This window comes from Roseibium denhamense (assembly GCF_009711415.1).
GTDB classification, from domain to species: domain Bacteria; phylum Pseudomonadota; class Alphaproteobacteria; order Rhizobiales; family Stappiaceae; genus Roseibium; species Roseibium denhamense.
In genome coordinates this window covers 219973-241869 of record NZ_SMLZ01000116.1, presented here as the reverse complement: position 1 = coordinate 241869, position 21897 = coordinate 219973, and the positions used below count along the sequence as shown (strand labels likewise).

Annotated in this window: 20 protein-coding genes; 9 read left to right on the top strand and 11 right to left on the bottom strand. The window is 55.8% G+C overall.

The window, feature by feature from the left end; all coding sequences use genetic code 11:
• Positions 1–55: 55 nt before the first annotated feature.
• Positions 56–1231 carry a cystathionine beta-lyase gene (metC, locus tag E1180_RS21060; protein WP_155194541.1) on the bottom strand — a complete coding sequence of 392 codons (1176 nt, stop codon included), beginning with the start codon at positions 1229–1231 and terminating at the stop codon, positions 56–58.
• A gap of 227 nt (positions 1232–1458) precedes the next feature.
• Here metC and E1180_RS21055 point away from each other — a divergent pair, with 227 nt between their 5' ends.
• The 5 genes from E1180_RS21055 (at position 1459) to E1180_RS21035 (ending at position 7404) form a co-directional block, all read left to right on the top strand.
• Entirely contained in the window at positions 1459–2478 is a 1020-nt protein-coding gene (locus E1180_RS21055) for an amino acid ABC transporter substrate-binding protein (protein ID WP_155194539.1), read from the top strand.
• A 412-nt stretch (positions 2479–2890) separates the two neighbouring features.
• A complete protein-coding gene (locus tag E1180_RS21050; protein ID WP_196220668.1) occupies positions 2891–3907 on the top strand; it encodes an amino acid ABC transporter substrate-binding protein in 1017 nt (338 codons plus the stop codon).
• Between the two features lie 252 nt (positions 3908–4159).
• The gene (locus tag E1180_RS21045) at positions 4160–5368 is read left to right on the top strand and encodes an amino acid ABC transporter permease (protein ID WP_155194914.1); all 1209 of its coding nucleotides are present in this window, start codon (positions 4160–4162) and stop codon (positions 5366–5368) included.
• A gap of 11 nt (positions 5369–5379) precedes the next feature.
• Entirely contained in the window at positions 5380–6531 is a 1152-nt protein-coding gene (locus E1180_RS21040) for an amino acid ABC transporter permease (RefSeq protein ID WP_155194537.1), read from the top strand.
• A 69-nt stretch (positions 6532–6600) separates the two neighbouring features.
• The gene (locus E1180_RS21035; RefSeq protein ID WP_155194535.1) at positions 6601–7404 is read left to right on the top strand and encodes an amino acid ABC transporter ATP-binding protein; all 804 of its coding nucleotides are present in this window, start codon (positions 6601–6603) and stop codon (positions 7402–7404) included.
• Positions 7405–7438: 34 nt separating this feature from the next.
• Here the strand turns inward: E1180_RS21035 and E1180_RS21030 are convergent, their stop codons facing one another.
• On the bottom strand, positions 7439–8068 hold the full coding sequence (locus tag E1180_RS21030; protein WP_155194533.1) for a TetR/AcrR family transcriptional regulator: 630 nt from the start codon (positions 8066–8068) through the stop codon (positions 7439–7441).
• A gap of 171 nt (positions 8069–8239) precedes the next feature.
• On the opposite strand from E1180_RS21030, the gene E1180_RS21025 reads away from it, so the two are divergent.
• Complete coding sequence (locus E1180_RS21025) at positions 8240–8950, top strand: HD domain-containing protein (protein WP_208997285.1); 711 nt, start codon at positions 8240–8242, stop codon at positions 8948–8950.
• A gap of 359 nt (positions 8951–9309) precedes the next feature.
• Positions 9310–10650, top strand: coding sequence for a globin-coupled sensor protein (locus E1180_RS21020; protein ID WP_155194529.1), 1341 nt, complete (start codon positions 9310–9312; stop codon positions 10648–10650).
• A 17-nt stretch (positions 10651–10667) separates the two neighbouring features.
• Here E1180_RS21020 and sseA read toward each other — a convergent pair whose 3' ends face one another.
• From sseA to E1180_RS20990, 6 genes are all read right to left on the bottom strand, one after another.
• The gene (gene sseA / locus E1180_RS21015; RefSeq protein ID WP_155194527.1) at positions 10668–11522 is read right to left on the bottom strand and encodes a 3-mercaptopyruvate sulfurtransferase; all 855 of its coding nucleotides are present in this window, start codon (positions 11520–11522) and stop codon (positions 10668–10670) included.
• Between the two features lie 9 nt (positions 11523–11531).
• Positions 11532–12005, bottom strand: a complete 474-nt coding sequence (locus E1180_RS21010) for a GFA family protein (protein ID WP_196220667.1) — start codon at positions 12003–12005, stop codon at positions 11532–11534.
• Between the two features lie 39 nt (positions 12006–12044).
• Positions 12045–12761: an alanyl-tRNA editing protein gene (locus E1180_RS21005; RefSeq protein ID WP_155194525.1), complete on the bottom strand. Its 717-nt coding sequence runs from the start codon at positions 12759–12761 to the stop codon at positions 12045–12047.
• Positions 12762–13090: 329 nt separating this feature from the next.
• Positions 13091–13741, bottom strand: a complete 651-nt coding sequence (locus E1180_RS21000; protein ID WP_155194523.1) for a LysE family translocator — start codon at positions 13739–13741, stop codon at positions 13091–13093.
• Between the two features lie 83 nt (positions 13742–13824).
• Positions 13825–15339: a cardiolipin synthase gene (cls, locus tag E1180_RS20995; RefSeq protein ID WP_155194521.1), complete on the bottom strand. Its 1515-nt coding sequence runs from the start codon at positions 15337–15339 to the stop codon at positions 13825–13827.
• A gap of 30 nt (positions 15340–15369) precedes the next feature.
• Positions 15370–16404 (bottom strand): cysteine synthase A, encoded by a 1035-nt coding sequence (locus E1180_RS20990; RefSeq protein ID WP_155194518.1) that lies wholly within the window; start codon positions 16402–16404, stop codon positions 15370–15372.
• A gap of 336 nt (positions 16405–16740) precedes the next feature.
• Between E1180_RS20990 and E1180_RS20985 the strand changes: the two genes are divergently transcribed.
• Together E1180_RS20985 and E1180_RS20980 are read left to right on the top strand one after the other, a co-directional pair.
• The gene (locus E1180_RS20985) at positions 16741–17373 is read left to right on the top strand and encodes a ChrR family anti-sigma-E factor (RefSeq protein ID WP_244314143.1); all 633 of its coding nucleotides are present in this window, start codon (positions 16741–16743) and stop codon (positions 17371–17373) included.
• A 59-nt stretch (positions 17374–17432) separates the two neighbouring features.
• Positions 17433–18230, top strand: a complete 798-nt coding sequence (locus E1180_RS20980; protein ID WP_155194514.1) for an SDR family NAD(P)-dependent oxidoreductase — start codon at positions 17433–17435, stop codon at positions 18228–18230.
• 206 nt (positions 18231–18436) lie between these two features.
• Here E1180_RS20980 and E1180_RS20975 read toward each other — a convergent pair whose 3' ends face one another.
• The 3 genes from E1180_RS20975 to E1180_RS20965 are packed head-to-tail and all read right to left on the bottom strand — an operon-like array spanning position 18437 to position 21836.
• The gene (locus E1180_RS20975) at positions 18437–19666 is read right to left on the bottom strand and encodes an SAM-dependent methyltransferase (RefSeq protein WP_155194512.1); all 1230 of its coding nucleotides are present in this window, start codon (positions 19664–19666) and stop codon (positions 18437–18439) included.
• Entirely contained in the window at positions 19663–20541 is an 879-nt protein-coding gene (locus tag E1180_RS20970) for a DUF1365 domain-containing protein (RefSeq protein WP_196220666.1), read from the bottom strand. Before E1180_RS20970 ends, E1180_RS20975 begins: the two co-directional genes overlap by 4 nt.
• Positions 20538–21836, bottom strand: a complete 1299-nt coding sequence (locus E1180_RS20965; protein WP_155194510.1) for an NAD(P)/FAD-dependent oxidoreductase — start codon at positions 21834–21836, stop codon at positions 20538–20540. The genes E1180_RS20970 and E1180_RS20965 overlap by 4 nt, the downstream gene beginning before the upstream one ends.
• Positions 21837–21897 lie beyond the last annotated feature (61 nt).

The window sequence follows — 21897 nt, the reverse complement described above, 5'->3', positions numbered from 1 at the left end:
CCGGCGTCTGCCGCAATGTTTTGATCCCATGAAACTTTGTCATGGAATCCATCAATCAGCTGAAAGCTTTGTCGAATGCCTGAGCCATATCGGCGATCAGATCCTCCGGATCTTCTAGCCCGATATGAAGGCGCACGGATTGAAGCTGCGGATCTACGGGGGTCGCGGATCGCATTCCTTTCAGCCGCACTGGAATGGCCAGGCTTTCAAAGCCGCCCCAGGAATAACCGAGCCCAAAAACATCTAGCGCATCAAGGAACGCATAGGCCGCTTGTTGGCTGGTACCGTCAGCGAAGTCAAAACCGCATAAGCCTGAGGCGCCCGAAAAATCACGTTGCCAGATACTGTAGCCAGGGTCTGTTTCCAGTGCCGGATAGCGGATCTGGCCCACATGCGGCTGGTTCTTCAACCAATCGAGCACTGCGGCAGTGTTTTTCTGGTGGCGTTCCAGGCGGACCGAGAGTGTTCTGAGACCGCGGAGCCCGAGGTAAACGTCGTCCGGAGCAACGTGGCTGCCCATGGCGCCCGTCAATGTGTCCAGCGCAGCCCAGGCTTTCTCGCTGGCGGCGATGGTTCCAAGCATGACGTCGGAATGGCCGACAATATATTTCGTTCCGGCCTGAATGGAGAGATCGACACCGAGTGAAATCGGCTGACAGAAAAGGGGGCTCGCCCAGGTGTTATCCATAAGGACAGTTGCGCCGATTACGTGGGCGGCAGAGGCGATTGCCGGGACATCCTGCATTTCAAAGGTGAGGGAGCCCGGTGCCTCTGTGAAGACTGCCGTAGTGTTGGGTTTGAAAAGCGCCTTGATGTCCGCCCCGAGAGCCGGGGGGTAATACTCAACATCCACATTAAGCCCTGGCAGCACAGTATCGGCGAAATACCTTGTTGGGCCGTAAGCCGTGTCCGCGATCAGGATATGATCACCGGCCTTGACGCAAGAGAGGATCGCCAGTGCAATTGCGTTCAGGCCAGAGTTCGCCAGTTTGACACCTGCCGCCCCTTCCAGCTCTCTCAGCGCTCCCTCCAGCGAATCTGTCGTCGGATTGCCCCTTCGGGCATAGGAATAGCGCTGGCCGTTGCTCACCATCGTGCCGGTGTCGGGATAAAGCACCGTCGAGGCATGAACAACGGGCGGGTTTACAAACCCGTGGAAGGACGACGGGTCACGGCCCGCATGGGCAAGAAGAGTGTCGGTTTTTGCCGGTTTGGAGGTCTTGCTGGTCATTCTATCCTACTTGTGCGATGTGCCCCGGCCTTTCGCTTGCCGGGACGGTAGAGCGGCGGTCTGCGGGAAACGCTTGTCCTGCGAAGCGCAACCTGTCTGCCAAGGCTGCGCCATGTTCATGCCAATCCATAGCGCTTTTTGCCATTGGACCTACAGATTTTTCGCAATGGTCATTTGAAATCAAGGTCTTCCGGAGCGGTATTTCCAGCCTCAGGAGGACAATACTGATGAAACGAACTGCTTCGAAAATCATTCTTGCAATTGCAACATTGGGCGTGAACTTCGTGCCGGCGGCCGCCGCGACCCTGGACACCGTCCGGGAAAACGGGTTTTTCACCTGCGGCGTCAGTCAGGGCAATCCCGGGTTTTCCAATCCCGATGCGGAGGGAGCTTGGACTGGCCTTGACGTAGACTATTGCCGGGCTATCGCTGCCGCCGTTTTTGATGACCCGACTGCTGTGAAATTCCGGCCGTTGTCATCCCCGGAACGGTTTACCGCGCTGCAATCGGGCGAGATTGATGTTCTGTCGCGCACAACAACCTGGACCATGTCCCGCGACACCAATCTCGGGGCCAATTTTGCAGGCGTGATGTACTACGATGGCCAAGCCATGATGGTCCGCAAGGAGCTGGGCATAACATCGGCCCTGGAGCTTGCTGGTGCGTCGGTCTGCACGGCCACCGGCACGACGACGGAACTCAACGTTGCGGATTATTTCCGGGTCAATGACATGCCCTATGAAGTGGTCGCATTCGAAAAGAATGACGAAGTCACGCAGGCCTATGACGCCGGGCGCTGTGATGTCTATACGACTGACAAGTCGGGCCTGCATGCCAACCGGCTTAAACTGACCAATCCCGAAGACCATATGATCCTGCCGGAAATCATTTCCAAGGAACCCCTGGGGCCGGTTGTCCGCCAGGGCGATGATAAGTGGTTCAACATTGCCAAGTGGACACTGAACGTTTTGATCAACGCCGAGGAACTTGGCGTCACCCAGCAAAATGTGGACGAAATGCTTGGATCGGATAACCCGTCCATCAAGCGTCTCCTGGGTGTTGACGGAAATTTTGGTGAGGCGCTTGGCCTCGACAAGGATTGGGCCGTCCGGATCATCCGTGCTGTCGGAAACTATGGTGATGTGTTCGAACGCAATGTCGGACCCGAGACACCACTGGAGATTAGCCGGGGCATAAATGCGCTGTGGAACGATGGCGGCGTTCTGTATGCCCCGCCGATTCGATAACCCAGACGTGATTTGAGAGATCAAACCGGTGCGCCTGGGCATTGCCCGGGCGCTTGTCCGTCACCGGCTTAGGACGGTCAGGCACAAGCCCGGCGGATTTCATCGAGATAGGGTGAATTTGCGCAATGCACACGATCTAGGCAGCGTGTGCGCGGATGTGCGCCATGTTCGCGTTTTGTGCATTTTTGTTAATCGCAAATGAAAGCAGTCTTTAGAATTTTGACAAGATCCGCGCAGCAAGTACTTGACCCGAACAGCTAAATGCCATCGTATGGGGCCGTTGGGTGGGACGGAAGACGTCTGGAGGAAATGGCCGTAAAGGCCGAGATCGTCCAGCTACGAGACGATGAAGATGTCTTCATGTCATGCCCGGCGTAATAAAGTATGGGTAACAAATAAAGGCTGCATATCCATGACTAATAAATTCCTTCCGCTCGTACTCGGCGCTGCACTGGGAGCAACAGCGACGGCTGCTAGTGCGACAACGCTGGAAGACATCAAAGGCAAAGGCTTCATCCAGTGTGGTGTGAGCCAAGGCCTTCCGGGCTTCTCAAACCCGGATGCACAGGGGAACTGGACTGGTCTCGACGTTGATCTCTGCCGTGCAATGGCATCTGCCGTTTTCGGTGATGCTGAAGCGGTTAAGTTCACCCCGCTGTCTGCTAAAGAGCGTTTCACCGCGCTTCAGTCCGGCGAAGTCGACGTTCTGTCACGGAACACCACCTGGACCATGTCCCGCGACACCCAGCTGGGTCTGAACTTTGCTGGCGTCAACTACTATGACGGTCAGGGCTTCATGGTCCGCAAGGACCTGGGCGTTACGTCCGCTCTGGAGCTGTCCGGCGCATCTGTCTGCACCAACACCGGTACGACAACCGAGCTGAACGTTGCCGACTACTTCCGTGCCAACAACATGCCGTACGAAATCGTCGCTTTTGAAAAAGCTGACGAAGTTGTCGCTGCATATGACGCCGGCCGCTGCGATGTTTACACCACGGACGCTTCCGGCCTGTACGCACAGCGCCTGAAACTGACCAACCCAGGCGACCACATGGTTCTTCCGGAGATCATCTCCAAAGAGCCGCTTGGTCCGGTTGTCCGTCAGGGCGACGATGAGTGGTTCAACATTGCTAAATGGACCCTCAATGCAATGATCAACGCTGAGGAACTCGGCGTCACCTCCGCAAACGTTGACGAAATGAAGGGTTCCGACAACCCATCCATCAAGCGTCTTCTGGGTGTTGACGGTGCATTTGGTGAAGGTATCGGCCTGTCCAACGACTGGGCTTACAACATCATCAAAAACGTCGGTAACTACGAAGAGTCCTTCAACGCCAACGTTGGCCCGGACACACCGCTCGGCATCTCCCGTGGCGTGAATGCTCTGTGGTCTGATGGCGGGTTCCTCTACGCAGCGCCGGTCCGCTAATCCACCGTTCTAAACGGGGATGATGGGGTTCCGGCAGCGATACGCCGCCGGAACCCTCAATAAATTTAGTCCACGCCAAAAATTCCGGACAAATCCGGAAACCGCGTGGGGGGACGAATTGCTTCCGCCGATAGGGGCGCGCGTTTAAGCGCAAAAAGAAACACCGGAAGCAGTTCAGACACGAATGAGGAGAGGCTGCCTCTGGCAGGCCGGGCTCACTCGTGACAACTTGGGCGAGGTTCTATGGCAGTCATGGAGCAGGACTCGGCGCAAGCGCCGGCACGTGCTTCGCTGGTGAACGATCCTAAAGTACGCGGGCTCTTTTATCAGGTCCTCCTGATAGGCACGCTTATCTTTTTCGGATACTTCATCGTATCGAACACCATTGCCAACCTGGAGCGGCAAAACATTGCCTCCGGTTGGGGTTTTCTTGATATTTCAGCCGGTTTTGGCACGAGCCAGGCTCTTGTCGATTATACTGAATCATCAAGCTACGGGCGGGCGATTTTCGTCGGGTTCTTGAACACCCTGTTTGTTGCTGTTGTCGGTATTTTCTTTGCGACCATCATCGGGTTCATCGTCGGTATTGCCCGTTTGTCCAACAATTGGGTCGTCCGGCAGATCTCTTACTGGTATGTTGAGCTTGTTCGCAACGTTCCGCTGCTTCTTCAAATTTTCTTCTGGTACTTCGCTGTGCTGCGGGCTGTCCCTGACAAGCGGGACAAATGGTCGTTCGGGTTCGAGAACTTCCACCTGAACATCACCGGTCTTTATGGGCCGAAACCGGTCTGGGAGCCTGGCTCTGCATTTATCGGCTACGCGCTGATCATCGCAATTGCCGCCACTTTCTTTATCGCCAAATGGGCCAAGAAGCGGCAGGATGCGACGGGACAGCAATTTCCTATATTCCGGACAGCGCTTGGTCTGATTATTTGTCTCCCGGTCATCACATACTTGATGACCGGCATGCCGATGTATCTGGAGCATCCGAACTTCGTCGAGGAAGGACCTATCCTCCGGCGTGGATTTGAGCTCGGCGTTGGTGCCCGGCTTATTCCTGAGTTTCTTGCGTTGACAGCTGCCCTTGCCATCTACACGGCAGCCTTTATCGCCGAGATCGTCAGAGCTGGCATTCAGGCCGTCAATCACGGGCAAACGGAGGCAGCCCATGCGCTTGGCCTACGCAACAGCCCGACGCTTCGGCTGGTCATCATTCCGCAGGCAATGCGGGTGATCATCCCGCCGCTGACGTCCCAATATCTTAACCTGACCAAGAACTCGTCCCTGGCCGTTGCCATTGCCTATCCGGACCTTGTGTCCATGGGCGGCACGGTTCTGAATCAGACCGGTCAGGCGATTGAAATCATTGCGATCTGGATGGCGGTCTATCTCTCGCTCAGCCTGATCACCTCAGCCTTCATGAACTGGTACAACCAGCGCATGGCGCTCGTCGAACGGTAAGGAGCGCACACATGTCTACAAACTCAGTGTTTGAAGTGAGAACAGAGGAGGCGCCGACACTTCCGGCGCCGGTCTCGACAAGCGGTGTGATCGGCTGGATGCGGGCCAACCTGTTTTCGTCGATCGGAAACACAGTTCTGACTGTGATCGGCGTGCTGATTGCCTATTCATTGATTGCCCCTTTGATCCAGTTCGCGCTTATCGATGCGGTCTGGACTGGCGACAACCGTGAGGCATGCCTTCCGCAGGATGGCGGTCATAGCGGGGCCTGCTGGGCCTATGTGGAGGCTTATTTCCCGCAGTTCATCTACGGGCGGTATCCGACCGAGGAGATCTGGCGCGTCAACATCGTCTACTTCTTGTTCGCAGCTTTGCTGGTGCCTTTGGCCATGCCAAGCATGCCGTTCAAGCGGACCAATGCGCTTCTGTTCCTGGTTGCGTTTCCAATCGTTGCCTACTTCCTTCTGACCGGCTTGGTCATTGGCGGAACCGTCATTCTGCCGATCGTCGAAACAGCGGTTTGGGGCGGTTTGCTGGTGACCCTGGTAATTGCCGTTACCGGGATTGTGGCTTCGCTTCCGCTCGGCATTGCACTTGCACTTGGGCGGCGGTCGAAGATGCCGGTCATTAAACTGGTGTCGATCATCTTTATCGAGTTCTGGCGCGGCGTTCCGTTGATCACCGTTCTGTTCATGTCTTCGGTGATGTTGCCGCTGTTCCTGCCGGAAGGGGTCACGTTCGACAAGCTGCTCCGGGTTTTGATCGGGGTGACCTTGTTCTCGGCGGCCTACATGGCGGAGGTGGTCCGTGGTGGTCTTCAGGCGATCCCGAAAGGCCAGTATGAAGGGGCGATGGCCCTTGGCCTGCGCTTCTGGCCGATGATGTATCTCATCATCCTGCCACAGGCGTTGAAACTCGTGATCCCGGGCATCGTCAACACTTTCATCGGGCTGTTCAAGGACACGACGCTTGTACTGATTGTCGGCATGTTCGACCTGCTTGGCCAGATCCAGTCGTCCTTCACGGATCCGACGTGGTCGACACCAAGTCAGGGCCATACCGGCTATCTGTTCGCAGCTATCGTGTTCTTCGTCTTCTGTTTCGGAATGTCGCGATACTCCATTTTCATGGAGAAGAAACTGCACACCGGACACAAACGATAACGGTCACACCGGGGCGCGCGGGATCAAAGCGCAGCGCCCCGGCTCACAAACACTCGTGGAGTAACAAGAATGACTGAAAACGCTTTACGCGACGACGATCTCGCGGCAGACCGCTCAAAGATGATGATTTCCGAGACGGATGTCGCGGTCGAAATAAAAAATATGAACAAGTGGTATGGTGATTTCCACGTTCTGCGGGATATCAACCTGAAGGTGATGCGCGGCGAGCGCATCGTGATCTGCGGCCCATCGGGCTCTGGCAAATCCACCATGATCCGCTGCATCAACCGTCTTGAAGAGCATCAGGCGGGCAACATTATCGTCGACGGAAACGAGCTGACGGACGATCTGAAAAAGATCGACGAGATCCGGCGCGAAGTTGGCATGTGTTTCCAGCACTTCAATCTCTTCCCGCATCTGACGATCCTTGAGAATTGCACCCTGGCACCGATCTGGGTGCGCAAAATGCCGAAGAAGGAAGCCGAAGAGATCGCGATGCACTATCTTGAGCGTGTCAAGATCCCGGAACAGGCTCTCAAATATCCGGGGCAACTGTCCGGCGGCCAGCAGCAACGTGTTGCCATCGCGCGCTCACTTTGCATGAACCCGAAAATCATGCTGTTCGATGAGCCGACATCCGCACTTGATCCGGAGATGATCAAGGAAGTGCTTGACGTGATGGTCGGGCTTGCCGAAGAAGGCATGACCATGTTGTGCGTAACCCACGAAATGGGCTTCGCGCGCAAGGTCGCCAACCGGGTGATCTTCATGGATGCGGGTCAGATCGTAGAGCAGAACGAACCGGAGCCGTTCTTCACCAATCCGCAGCATGAGCGGACGAAACTGTTCCTGAGCCAGATCCTGCATCACTGATCAGGCGGCAAACTTCAATAACGAAAATCCCGGATCATCTATCCGGGGTTTTTTCGTGTCTGACCAATTTTTCGATTACGTCATTTGCGAGCAGCTTGAGCGTTCCGGGTTTGTGGCCGATGCGGGCCCGGACTGATAATCCATGGAGAAACATCGCCAACTGGCTGCCCGCTATTTCCGCTGCATCTTCCGGCAGACTGCCGCCCATTTCGCGCTTGAGCAGGGCTGTAAACCCGGCATCCATCCGCATGAGAACCTCATCAAGTGCGGCTTGAAAATCCGGATCCGTTACCGCTTCCGATTGGAGCGTTGAGATGGCGAGACAGCCAAGAGACGCATCGGACACGTCCGTGCTCCCTGTGTAAAGATCGATGGCCGCTGAGAAAATTGACTTTAGTTTTGGAGCAGCCCCGCTTTCTTTTTCGCCAGCTTGTTTGAGATGCGCGTTCATCCTGTCGGCAAATCGGTTGACCACCTTCAGATACATATCCTTTTTACTGCCAAAGGCGGCATAAAGGCTGGGCCGGTTTAGGCCGGTTGCCGCTGCGATCTGGTCAAGGCTGGTCGAAGAATACCCGTTCTTCCAAAACACATGCATGATTTGGTCCAGGGCAATGTCATCGTCGAACTGGCGCGGGCGGCCGCGGTTTGCTTGCTTGCTCATTCTGTACTGTCTTGCATAAAAATAATCTGCCGTCTATTAATATGCGAAACGGTACATAATATGGAGGCCAGCGTGAAGCACCAATGCGAGACGCCAAAACGTAAACCTGCAATAGGGTCACTGGAATGGGGCAGAAGGCACGGAAGGCATGCGAAAGGGCGATTGACCCGAATGGAGAAAATCGCGGTGACCGCCAATCTGGGACGGATGGCATCTCTTCAGTTTTTTGATGTGCTTGCCGACAAGGCCGGCTTGATCCGGACGTACGGTTCGACCCTGGATGGTTTACTACCGGCCGAAACAACGCTGGTTCAGGACAGCCTTGCATTCGCCGAAGAGGTGCAGGGGCTTGAGATTATGCGTCATTCCTGGCGGACCTATTACTTCGGGATGTTACTCGGCGCGTATTCTGGTTACGAGGTGGATCGCGAGATTCTGTTCTGTAGCGCAATTCTTCATGATGTCGGACTTGCGGCTGGCCGGGAAGAGGAGCCCTGCGCGTGTTGTTTCACAGTCCAGGGGGCTGAACGGACATTCAAGCATCTGATTGGCAAAGGACAGGACCGGGCAAAAGTCAGGCAGATTGCCGACGCGATTGGCCTTCATCTGAACGGATATGTGTCTGCCAGACGCCACGGTGCAGAGGCACACTTGCTCAGCCGGGGCGCCATGTGTGACGTGTTCAACATGGGCAAAAAGAGGCTGACACCACGCATATTGAAAGAGATTTCCGCTCTCTATCCAAAGCAGGACCTAGCGGATGCGCTTGAAGTCTGGCCGGGTCATCACCTGGAAGGCAGCCGTGCAGACTTATTCATCAAGCTGACCCACAACAAGCAGGGACGTGGAGCATCGAAACCGGACGCTTTGCTGCACGGTTAAACGGTCTGTTTGGCGCGGTGTCTAGGTCTGCAGGTACCCGTGTTTTCCCGCAAGAAACCCGCGGTGCAGATTGCTTAAATTTGTCATCAGAAACATGTTCTTAGCTCTAAAACGCCGCCATTGAGGTCCCCGGAAAATCTGTTGCCGCTTTGGGCCGGCAAGGCTTGCGCTGCGCTGGCCAAAAGCAGAGGCCAAACTGTTGAAGTGATGCCGAAAACAAATAAGAAATACTGATCGTATTTACCCAAAACGCATCCGGAAATATATCGTGGACAATAGTATAGTAGGGAACACCTAAAACAATTTATGGTTTCTTTAATGGTTGAAGCTCACCCTTCGTAAAGCTGTGAGGGATTCATATGACAGACCATTTAGGTGATTTTCAAAAAAGGCTTCGATTTGCAGAGGTCGACCAAGAGCATATTGCGCGCCTTCAGAATATCTGGCCGACCATCAAGCCGAGCCTCGATGATTTGCTGGAGGGATTTTACCAGCATGTCCGTTCGGAGCCGGATATGGCTGAGATGGTGGGGAGCAAACAGCCCCGCCTGGTCTCGGCGCAAAAGACGCACTGGGAAAAGCTTTTCACGAGCGGTTTTGACGACGACTATTTTGAAAGCATCAACCGTATCGGCCATGTCCACTGCCGCATTGGCCTCGAGCCGCGGTGGTATATCGCCGGATACCGCTTTGTGCTGGGGCGCCTGTTGAAGATTGTCGCCCGAAAGTTCGGGGGCCTATTCAGAGACCCTGGGCCGTACCTGGACGCTGTTGCGGCTGCAGTAATGCTCGACATGGATCTCGCAATTTCCACCTATGAAGACCAGCTGCTGCATGAACGCGCCGAGCAAACACGTAAGCTGAATGAAGCTATCGAGGAGTTCCGGCAGCGCGTCGATAAGCCGATCACGGATGTCGATGCCGGTTTGGAGCAAATAGCTGCGGAAGCTGCCGAATTGTCTTCCTTGTCCATGGCGGCGCAGGACCAGGTGTCCAATGCCCGGCACATATCAAATGATTCCAGCGTTAACATTCAGACCGTAGCGTCCGCGACAGAAGAACTATCGAGTTCCATACAGGAGATCTCGAAACAGATTTCCGGAGCTTCGGACATTGCAAGCAGGGCTGCCGCTGGCACGGAACAATCAAGCCAAAAGGTGGGCGGGCTTGCAGGTGCTGCGCAAAAAATCGGAGACGTAGTTGGGTTGATCCAGGCAATCGCCGAACAAACCAACCTTCTAGCACTGAACGCCACAATCGAAGCGGCGAGGGCGGGGGATGCCGGCAAGGGCTTCGCGGTTGTCGCAAGCGAAGTCAAAACCCTTGCCGAACAGACCGCCAGAGCAACCGAAGAAATCAGCCAGCAGGTGTCAGAGATACAAGAATCGACCGATGCATCGGTGGCTTCGATCCAGGAAATCTCGACTGTTGTGAACCGGCTCGATGAAATGACAGCGTCCATCGCAGCGGCCATCGAGGAGCAGGGGGCCGCAACCGATGAGATATCGCACAGTGTTCAAAGCGTTGCCGACGGATCGCAAAACTTGAACGGCAATATTTCCTCGGTCGGAGATGCAATCGGAGCAACTGATGAGGCCGCCCGGACTTTCCTTGAGGCTTCGGACCGGATGAAAGCGAGCGCAACAGAAATATCCGCCGAGATCCGGTCCTTCTTTAACCGCCTCAAGACAGGGACCTAGAGCCCGTTGCGCCGGATCTAAGCCGCTGGATCGGTTGACACGTCTGTGTCAACCCGGCCTCCCCATTCGGCCCATGAACCATCATAAAGTTTGAGGTCGCTGCTCCCAAGGACGGTAAGACCCAGGGTCAGAATGGCTGCGGTGACGCCTGACCCGCACGTCGTGATAACCGGCCGGGCAAGGTCGATACCTGCTGCCTCATAGAGCGTTTTCAACTCGGCGGCCGACTTCAATGTACCGTCTTCATTGACCAGTTTCGCATAGTGGAGGTTCTTGGCGCCCCGCATGTGACCGGACCGCATACCCGCACGGGGCTCTTTCTCTTCGCCAGAGAAGCGACCGGGCGACCGGGCATCCAACAGCTGCCGGTCGCCGGACTGCGTTGCGCGCTTTACGGCCTCAATATCGGCCATGGTGCCGTGGTCGAGCCGGGCGGTGAAATGGCGCGGCGGACGTTGGCGCGGTGGTCCGTCTTCCAGCGGACGGCCTTCTGATGTCCACTTCGGAAGACCGCCGTCGAGGACGAAAACATCCCTGACACCCATTGCCTTGAACATCCACCAGACCCTTGGGGCGGAAAAGAAACCGATGCCGTCATAGGCAACGATGGTCTGACCGTCCCCGATTCCCATCTTGCGCATCTTTGAGGAAAATGCGTGAGGTTGCGGCATGGTATGGGGCAGGCCGGACGCAGGATCGCTGACATCGTCAATATCAAACGGGATCGCGCCGGGAATATGCGCATCCTGATACTCGGATTCGGCGTTCCGGCCCATTTGCGGGAGATGCCAGGACGCGTCCAGGATGACGATATCCGGTGATTTCAGGTGATCGGCTAGCCACTGTGTCGTGACGAGAGGCGTGGTCGTCATTGTGTCTCCCTAAGACTCAAACAGTCCCTTTGATTTGTGCCAGTCTTCTATGGATTTGTCCGGATAGCCATCAAAATGAACGTGTCCGGGGCCGTTTGGAACATCTACCCAGTCCGGCTTATCACGGAGCATGATGTGAACAATTTCGGGTGGGCTTGGCAGGGCCGTGTCAACTGAACCTGCGTGGGGGTGGACAAGCTCCGGCCAGCGGGGGTCCCACACCCACAGATGACTCCCGCAGGCCTTGCAGAAATGACGCTCCGCCGGGCTCGTTTTGCCGTCAATTTCCGCCTGATAAACGGCCTTCTTTTCGGCGCCCCTGAGTTTCAGGCTGCCATAGTCGGCCATAAGATTCACAGCATAACCACCGCTGCCACCAATCTTCCGGCAGATGGAGCAATAACACCGCATGTAAGGATAGGGCGTCTTGCTGTCCACTTCATACGTGATGCCACCGCATCGGCAACTGCCTGAAAGTTTCATCTTGAACGCGCCCTTTCATTCCGTGCAATCTATTGTGCGTCAGTCCGTCAGACGGATTCGAACTCGCCGGTTCTGTTTTCCCTTTTTCTCGGATTTGCCAAGAGCAAGCGTTCCTATTTCTGAGGTTCGAGCCACGTGCGTGCCTCCGCATGGCTGCAAATCCACTGTCTCCCCGATACGGACTAGCCGGACCTTTCCGTTCCCGCGCGGGGGCTTGACCTTCATCGTTTTGACAAGGCCGGGATTGGCGTCCAGTTCCTCGTCGGTGATCCATTCGCTTGCGACCGGATGATCGGCACTGGCCATCTCGTTCAGGCGTGCGGCCAATCCATCTTTGTCTAGGGCCTCTTCGCCCATATCAAAATCAAGCCGGCCTTCGCCGTCGCCAATTTGCCCGCCGGTGACGGGAAAGGGCAGGGCGACGGACAGTAAATGAAGAGCCGTATGGACGCGCATTAAACGGTACCGGCGCTGCCAGTCGACATGTGCAACCACCGACACGCCTTCTGCAGGAAGCTGTTGTCCTTCAGCCGGCACATGGATCACCGTGGATCCGTCCGCGTCATAGACAGCCGTAGCAATGCCGAGCGTCGAACCGTCTTCAAACTCCAAGATGCCGCTGTCACCGGGCTGACCGCCGCCTGTTGCGTAAAAGACAGTCCGGTCCAGCACGATGCCGCCCCGGTCATTAACGCCAAGAACCTTTGCCTCGCAGCTGCGCAGATAAGCATCATCGCGAAACAAATGGGTGGTCATGGAGAGTCTCCGGAAAGGTGGCAGGACCTTGAAGGTGCCGTCCGCGGGAAAGGGCGTCAATGCTACATGTCGGAATTTTCAAGACAACCGCCAAACCCGGACAACGAAGTGCGGTTAGGAGAAGCGCACGGATGCTGTTTTCACCCTGAATTTGCCCGGTCGGACAAGGCCTGTTTTGGTCTAGGATGCATGGGCGATTGGTATGGACACCTCAAAATGGGTCTAAAGGTATCACTCTAAATAACTTCGATAAACGCTTGTAAAAAGGACAAAAAGGGTCGGTGCCGGATTTCTGGTGGCTGAGGCTGTTCCCAAAAGCTTACTGATCATCAGGCATTGGCACGTGCGGTGAGCAGCTTTACCGCAAAACTGGCCATGATACCGGCGAATACCCAATCAAAGAGCCGCATGATCGTCGGTGATGACTTCAAAAATGCTGCAAATGCGCCAGCGCCGAACACCATGGCCAGGCAAATCGGAAACCCAAGGACCAGGAAGTAAAACCCTAAAAACAGCAGTTTATAGACCGCATATGGATCGCTTGCACTGACGAACTGCGGCAAGAACGTCACAAAAAACAGCACGATCTTCGGGTTCAGGATGTTTACCCAAAGTGCCTGCAGCCACACGCGCCGGACGGATTCGGAGTCGGCGCCTGTCTGGTCGACCCGGAACGCCGTTCCGTGGCGCAATGCCTGATAGGCAAGCCATAGCAGGTAACCGGCCCCGGCGATCTTGAGAACGGTGAACGCGGTGGCGGATGCCGACAAAAGGGCGGATAGACCGACCGCAGCAAGGACCGTGTGAACGATGAGCCCGGAGGTTGCCCCTAGCACTGCCGCAACACCGGCCCGCTGGCCCTGCTTGAGTGTTTTGGACATGAACAGGGTCATATCCGGCCCGGGCGTCAATGTGAGCACGAGAGCTGCCGCAGTGAATGCGGTGAGAACAGGGAGGGCAGGAACAACATTCTCAATCATGAGCGGGCATCCGGTGTGAGGTCACTGGATGTTCTTGCACAATTTCCCGGCAAACCAAAGCACTGCATTTTCGTATGAGAACGTTACAGGATCGGAGATAGAAGGCGGGCGCCCTGTGCCAGGACCTGGAAGACGTAGCTCCGAGACTGAAAAGCATCCGGCCAAGTCAGCCTTGCGCTTGCAAAATCCTTCATCAGCATGTCGCTGACCTCTCCAATGATCCGCTCATGCGTGAACCAGAGAGTTAGTTCGAAATTTATCTGGAATGACCGGTTGTCGAAATTCACCGTTCCGATGGATACAAGGTCATTATCCATCAATGTCACTTTCTGATGCATGAAACCGTCAGTATAGCGGTAGACCTTCACGCCCCGCTGGACCAGCATGTCCTCATAGGCGTGTGAGGCAAGCCAGACAGTCCAATGGTCCCGTTTTTCTGGCAACAGGATCCGGACATCCACGCCGCGCATGGCGGCCGATGCCAGGGCCGTCTGGATATCCACGGAAAGCACCAGATAAGGGGTCGTGATCCAGAGCCGCCATTTTGCCTGGGCAGCGGCTTCCACGAACGCGATGGCGCATTCCTCCAGCTTGTCCGCCGGGCCTGTCGGCATCACCAGGACCGGTTCGTCGCCGGGCATGGGAATATCGCTTACAAGCGGTAGGTCGATATGCTTGCCGCTGGCCCAGAGCCAGTCCTCGACGAAGCAAAGCGCGCAGGCAACGGCGGCCGGACCTTGCACCCGCACATGGGTGTCCCGCCAGTGCCCGAAACGCTCCGAACGTCCCACATACTGATCGGCCACATTGTGCCCGCCGACAAAGGCAGTCTGATAATCGGTCACGACCAGCTTGCGGTGGTTGCGGTAATTCAGACGCATTGGGCCCAGCAGCCGCAAGAAGCGGTGGTTTTCATTGAACCCACACACTTGCACACCCGCCGCTTTGAGCTTCTCGATATAGGCATTGGACAGACTGTGACTGCCAACATCGTCATAGAGGAAACAGACGTCCACTCCGGCTTTCGCACGCTCAATAAGGGCGTCAGCCATTTCCTTTCCAAGTTGGTCGTCATGAACTGCAAAGAACTGGAAGAAAACGCTGTTTTTGGCGTCTGCAATCGCGGACTTGATATCGGCGAAGGTCATGTCGCCGTCAATTAGCAGCTTGACCTTGTTACCGGCAAGAAAGGGAACACCCGCCACGCGCGACAGGACCGGCCACTCGCGCGTCTCCGTGTGATCGGTCAAACCCAGTTCATCTGCTCTGCGGGCGCGCTCGGATCTGCCAAGCGTGGACTGGATTTTTGCGTAGTCGGAAAAGGACCGCCACCCGAAGATGAAGTAAAGCGGAACGGTGACATAGGGGATAAAGAACAAGGACAGGAGCCAGGCGACCGACCCCTGTGACGTTCTGGAATTCATGACTTCTCGGACCGCGCAAAGGCCCGCCGTGACATAGATGACCGCAACGAGGCCGGCGACCAGTCCGAGATTGTTGGCTACCGTGTCGAGAACGCCGACATCTGTTGCTGCGTCCTGCAGCACACGGTCTGCCGCAGCAGCATCCCGGTCAAGTCCTGTGGTGTCCGCGTCCATTGGGTGCCCTCTACAAGGTCATGCGAACCATCAGGCAAAGGGTGGCGTCAGCTGGCTTTCCCGCTCAAGCCAACCTGGAACCGGAAGATTTTTGGACCGGAGGAACGCCGGGTTGTAGATCTTTGATTGGGATCGGGTCCCATGATCGCACAAGATCGTCACAATCGTCTTTCCGGGGCCGAGTTCCTCTGCCAGCCGCTTGGCACCGGCCAGGTTGATTGCTGATGAACCGCCAAGGAGCAGTCCCTCATGCTCTGCGAGCTGAAACACGAGGGGAAGAGCTTCCTCGTCGCCGATCGTATAGGCATGATCGATCTTCAGGTCTTCCACAATCACGGTTGACCGGCCTAATCCGATACCTTCGGCAACGGACCCGCCTTCAGAGGCAACAGCCTGACCCGCTGTGAAGAGAGATCGCATCGCCGCGCCTCTCGGATCCGCACAGCCAATGACGACACCTGGTTTGTTCTCTTGCAGATATTTGGACACACCGCCGAGCGTGCCGCCAGAGCCAACAGCACAAATGAAAGCATCGACGCCCCCACCGGTTTGGGACAGAATCTCCGGACCGGTGGTCGTGTAGTGGGCTTTACGGTTGTCCAGATTGTTCCATTGGTCGGCGAAAAGAACACCATTGGGTTCGGTCTTTGCAAGGTCTTCCGCGAGCCTGCGGGCGACATGCTGATAGTTATTGGGATCCTTGAACGGCTTGGCTGGGACTTCCAGCAGCTCTGCGCCGCACATCCGCAGCATGTCTTTCTTTTCCTGGGTCTGGGTTTCAGGGATCACGATGACTGTCCGATATCCGCGTGCCCCGGCAACAAGCGCCAGGCCGATGCCTGTGTTTCCGGCCGTTCCTTCCACGATCACACCGCCAGGCTTCAACTGCCCGCGTTTCTCCGCTTCTAGAATCATTTGCCGTGCCGGCCGGTCCTTGACCGATTGACCGGGGTTTATGAATTCGGCTTTCCCCAAAATTTCGCAGCCGGTCTCCTCTGACAGCGCCTTGAGGCGGATCAGCGGTGTATTGCCGATGGCTTCGACCACGGAGGGAGAGACAGTCATAGTTTGGATCCAGTATGTGTGGCCCGGTTAAGTCCGGAGTTTCAATGTGTTCTGATGGTTAGGACGCTAATCGCCCCTGCCATGCTGTTCAAGCGTGCAATGTAGGATGGCGTGGCCGTATTACCAATCAGCCCATGGCGTTTTGCTTCGGAATTTCTTTCAAACCATTGAAAATGGAGCAAGAGTTAATCGCGGAAGGATCTAGTTTAGAATTCTATTTCCGGTATTTATAGTGACAAAGATGATCTGACGTAGATCGAAGCTCGTAGTGCCATTAGGTATAACGAAAGGCTCTAGGGAACAATGAGAGCGGTAATGGAAAATCACGTGACAGGAATGGATGAACTTCTGGCCGGTTATGCGGCTGGTAGCCTGTCATATCCGGCGCAAGCGCTGGTGGGTGCTCATCTGGAGTTGAACGGATCCAACCGTGGATACGTGTCATCTCTTGAGGCGCTCGGCGGCGTGGGGCTGGATGATGCCGACGGCGTGCCACTTTCCAGCCGGGACGCGATCCTGGATGCGATTTTCGATGAGGCGCTGCCGACAGCAACAAATACCGTGGTGCCTGTGGATGCTGGGAATGATAATTCCCCAGTTCCGCAAAGCCTTCGGTCAATCGTCGGAACGTCAATGGACTCCTTGCCCTGGAAGACACTTCTTCCTGGCGTGAAGGAGTGCAAGTTCGGCGAAATCGACGGGTGTTCCACAAGCTTGCTCTGGGTACGTGCCGGGCGTGCGATGCCATCGCATACGCACCATGGCACAGAATTGACACTTGTTCTTCAGGGCGGCTTCCAGGATGAGGACGACCACTACGTCGCGGGTGATGTTGCTTTTGCCGATGGCGACGTCGACCACCGCCCGATTGCGGATGCAGGCGAAGACTGCATTTGCTTTGCGGTCACAGCAGGCCGCTTGGAACTGACCGGTCCAGTTGGACGCTGGTTCGCGCCCTTTATGCGCTAAAAAAGATCTGGTCCTTTGGGTGAGTGCGTAGACACTGAAAACACCCAACGGAGAGTATTTTGCCCTCAAATCAATATGTTGCGTCTCTTTCTGACGGCTGCGCGTGGGTAACGGGCGCAAGCTCAGGGATCGGTTGCGAATTGGCGCTTGATCTTGCCCGGGACGGATGGACCGTCGCGGTAACGGCGAGGTCCAAAGAGCCTCTCACAGAGCTGGAAGAAAAGGCGGTCTCGCTCAAGGGGCGGATTGTGCCTTATCCGGGTGACGTTTCGGAGACCGAAACCATGGCGGCGCACGCTGCCAGCATCCGGTCCGAACTTGGCCCGATCGCGCTTTTGATCGCAAATGCCGGCATTTATCTTCCCCAAGATGGACTGGATTCGGATATCGAAGCTTACCGGAGGAGTTTCGATGTCAATCTGCTCGGCACGGTGAACGTTTTGTTCCCGGCACTAGAGAGCATGAAGGACGCCGGGCAGGGGCAGATTGCCATCGTGTCCAGCGTTGCCGGATATCGCGGCCTCCCCACATCAGCCGCTTATGGCGCGACGAAAGCCGGCCTCATCAATATGGCAGAAGCTCTCAAGTTCGATCTTGACCGGGCAGGAATCCGGATACAGGTGATTAACCCCGGATTTGTAGACACGCCAGCAACCAAATCAAATCCGTTTCCAATGCCCCATCTGATCTCACCGGCAGAAGCCGTGCGTCAGATCCGCAAGGGCCTAGCCGATCCCAAGCGCTTTGAGATTGCCTTTCCGGCAGCATTTGTGCGGCAGCTAAAATTTCTTCAGCATTTGCCCTATCGTGCCTATTTCGCGATCGTCCGCAGAACCACCGGCTGGGACAAGAAATAGACACCAGCAGGTGGTCCGAGCGCCAAACCCACAAATATGAAGGACCGCTCAGACAATCGGGCGATAAATCGAACTCGATTTACCGCCCAAAACTGATCAACCTTGAAGTGCGTGAGCATCTTTGGGCGCTTCCGACAAAACGCCCTATGCTCAAGAAAAATGGCCGGATGATTTCCGGCCGTTTGCTCGTTCGCTGTTAGGAAAGTTCAGGCGGGTTTGACATAAACCATCTGCCGTACATCGATGTTACCGGCCCGGAAACCGGCTTCACAATAATGCAGATAGAATTCCCAAAGCCGTTTGAAACGTTCGTCAAACCCCAAGGGCCGGATGTTGGGCCACGCCTGGCGGAAACGCTGCCGCCATTCGGATAGGGTACGGGCGTAATCCTGGCCAAAAATGGTCTGTTCCGCCAGATCCAGTCCGATTGATTTTCCCAGCTCCGCCAGCTTTCCAGGGGGCGGCAGCATACCGCCGGGAAAGATGTACCGCTGAATGAAGTCGGTGCCGCGCCTGTAGTCGTCGAACATGGTGTCCTGAATGGTGATGATTTGCAGACCGGCCTTGCCACCCGGCTTCAAACACTGGGCAACCTGGCGGAAATAGGTCGCCCAGTATTTCTCACCAACTGCCTCAAACATCTCGATGGACGCAATCCGGTCGTAAATGCCTTTTTCATCGCGGTAATCCTGGAATACGACGTCGACTTTTTCGTTCAAGCCGGCTTTGAAGATCCGCTCCTGGGCATATTCAAACTGCTCCCGGGAGATAGTCAGCGCCCGCACATTCGCACCGACATTCTTGGCAACATATTCGGCAAATCCGCCCCAGCCACATCCGATCTCCAGAACACTGTGCCCGGGCTCGATCCCCGTCTGCCGGGCAAGGAGCTCGTATTTTTGGCGTTGTGCCTGTTCCAGGTCATTGGTTTCGTTGCTGTAGACCGCAGAAGAGTAGGTCATCGAAGGATCGAGCCACTCCTGATAAAAGGCATTTCCAAGGTCGTAGTGCGCGGAGATGTTCCGTTTGGAGCCTTTCTTGGTGTTTCTGTTGAGCCAGTGCCGGACCGACAGAAGGAGCCGGGTCAAGGGCTGGCCTTGCAGCGCCTCCATGGTGGATTCCTGGTTCAGGCAGAAAACCTCCAGGAACGTGGTTACATCCGGAGATGACCAGTACCCCGCCATAAAGGCTTCGCCGACGCCTACGTCGCCGGATTTCACGACCATTTTGAAAAAACGCCAGTCGTGGATTTTAAGAACACCTGCCGGACCCGGCTCAGTGCCCAATATCCGGAAGTTCCGGCCGTCCGGAAAGGTTATGTCGAGTTGGCCGTAACGGATCTTGACCGCTAGGCTTGCTGCCATCTTGGCAATTCGTGGCGCACCCTTCAGTTCCCGTCGGAAGTTGGAAGGAGACAGCACAACAGGCTCATTCATGACCGAACCTCTTGATTGTTAATCGGATTTGATGCCAATGGCATGTGAAGATTTGCAGTCTGCGAAGGCCCACCCGCAACATTCGCTCCACGCCTGGGAACAAATGGTACACGCTTGCGCCAGATTTTAAAGGCCTCCCAATGGATCGCTGCCATGACTTTGAACGTCAGCAGCGGAACGCGAATACACTCGCGGAAGATTTGAGCTGTGGTTGCCGGTTTTTGTTCGCCGGCAAATGTCGCGGACAGGAGCGGTCCGTCCGCATCCTTTTCGAGAATCCGGACACGCACGGACCGGCCGGGAGGGAGCATTCTAAAAAAATACCGCTGCTTCATCGGGATGAAGGGCGATACATAGAATTCCTTGTCCTGCTCCTGGCGTATGCCGGCATCGGTCCGTTGGCCGTTTTCAATCGGTGCCACATAGGTGTGCTGACCACCGAACGTGTTGCGGACCTCATAGACAAGCGCGGTTAACACGTTCTGTGCGTCATAAGCATAGTAGACTGTGAGCGGGTTGAAGCCATATCCCAGAAGTCTGGGATAGGCGAGCATGAGGATCCGGTGCGGCGCCGGAATGCCCTTTTCCAAGAGCAGCCCTTCGACATGAGCACGTAGATCGCTTCCGTCCCGCGGGCCATGATCTTTCACATGCAGCGACATGAAGTTGAACCGGTTGACGGAGAACAGCATGCTCGATCTTGCAGCGTCTTTGAGCCGATCGAGATCAACCAGGATCGAAAAAACCGAGTAACTGAAGCGGTGTTCGGCCGGCTTCATCCGGTGATGCATGACAGAACCGCTGTAGAGCACAAGCGCAGGGTCCGGGGCAGGCCCGTTTTCACGCATTGTGCTCGCAGAGGTATGCGACGTCATTCGGCAGCGTCCAGTACATAAGTATTCGCCGAACCGCTTTCCCAAGGCAATTCAGCGCCAAGAGCTTTCGCAACCGCCAGGCCGGACTTCAGACCGTCCTCATGAAAGCCATGCCCGGTCCATGCACCGCAGAACCATGTGTTGTTCTTGCCTTGGATTTCGTCCAGCCTGCGTTTTGCATTCAAAGCCGCCGCATCAAACTGCGGGTGGTCATAAACATATTTTTCGAATGTCATATCGTCCCGGGGCGGCTGGAACGGGTTCAGCGTGACGAAGACCGGTTTGCGGCGGTCAAGATTTTGAAGCCGGTTCATCCAGTAGCTGACTGTTACGTCCTTTGTTTCACCCGCCTCACGGTCGGACATGTAGTTCCAGGACGCCCACACTTTCTTGCGCTTCGGCATGAGCTGCTCGTCCCGATGCAGATAAACCTCGTTGGGCCGGTAGCGGATCGCTGACAGAATTTCGCGTTCCTGTTCGCTCGGGTCCCCGAGCATGGCGAGGCTCTGGTCGGTATGGCTCGCCAGGATCACATGATCGAATGTGTCGACATGGCCTGAACTGTCGGTTACGTGAACCTGTCCGCCTTCACGCACAATCCGGGTCACTGGGCTTGCAAGCCGGATTTTGCCCGCCAGCGGCTCCAGGAGTTTTGCAACGTAGTTCCGGCTGCCGCCAGAGACCGTGCGCCAAAGCTGGCGGTCGAGCGATAGCAGTCTGTGATTGTCGAAAAAGGAAACAAAACTCTCTGCGGGATAGGCGCGCATTTCATTGATTGGCGTGGACCAGATTGCAGCACCCATAGCCAGCAGATAGTCGTTGATGAAGCCGTCGGAATAGCCTTCGTCGCGCAGGTAGCCGCCCAGGGTTTGTCCTGCGAGCGAGCCGTTTTTGAGGTCGATAACCGCACTTTTGTTGAAGCGGAAAATGTCCCGGAGCATCCGGAGGAACCGGATGGAGACAAGGTTTTGCCGCTGGGCAAAAATGCTGTTCAGGTTGTCACCGCACCATTCAAGCTTCCCGTTGTCCGCCGACAATGAAAAGCTCATGTCGCTGATTTCCGTCGCGACGCCTAAATGATCAAGTAGGGCGGTGAAATTCGGATAGTTGAGCTCGTTATAGACGATGAAGCCGGTGTCGACCGACATGCTTTGACCGTCATAGTGAATATCGGCTGTTGCGCTGTGTCCGCCGGTCCGGCCGCGCTTTTCATAAATGACCACATCATGATTGTTGCAAAGTGCCCATGCTGCGCTGTTTCCGGAGATCCCAGAGCCGATGACGGCAATACGCATATCCAATCCTTTGTATTAACGGGCGATATAACGCTAACTGCGCGCGCCATGTTTCAATTAC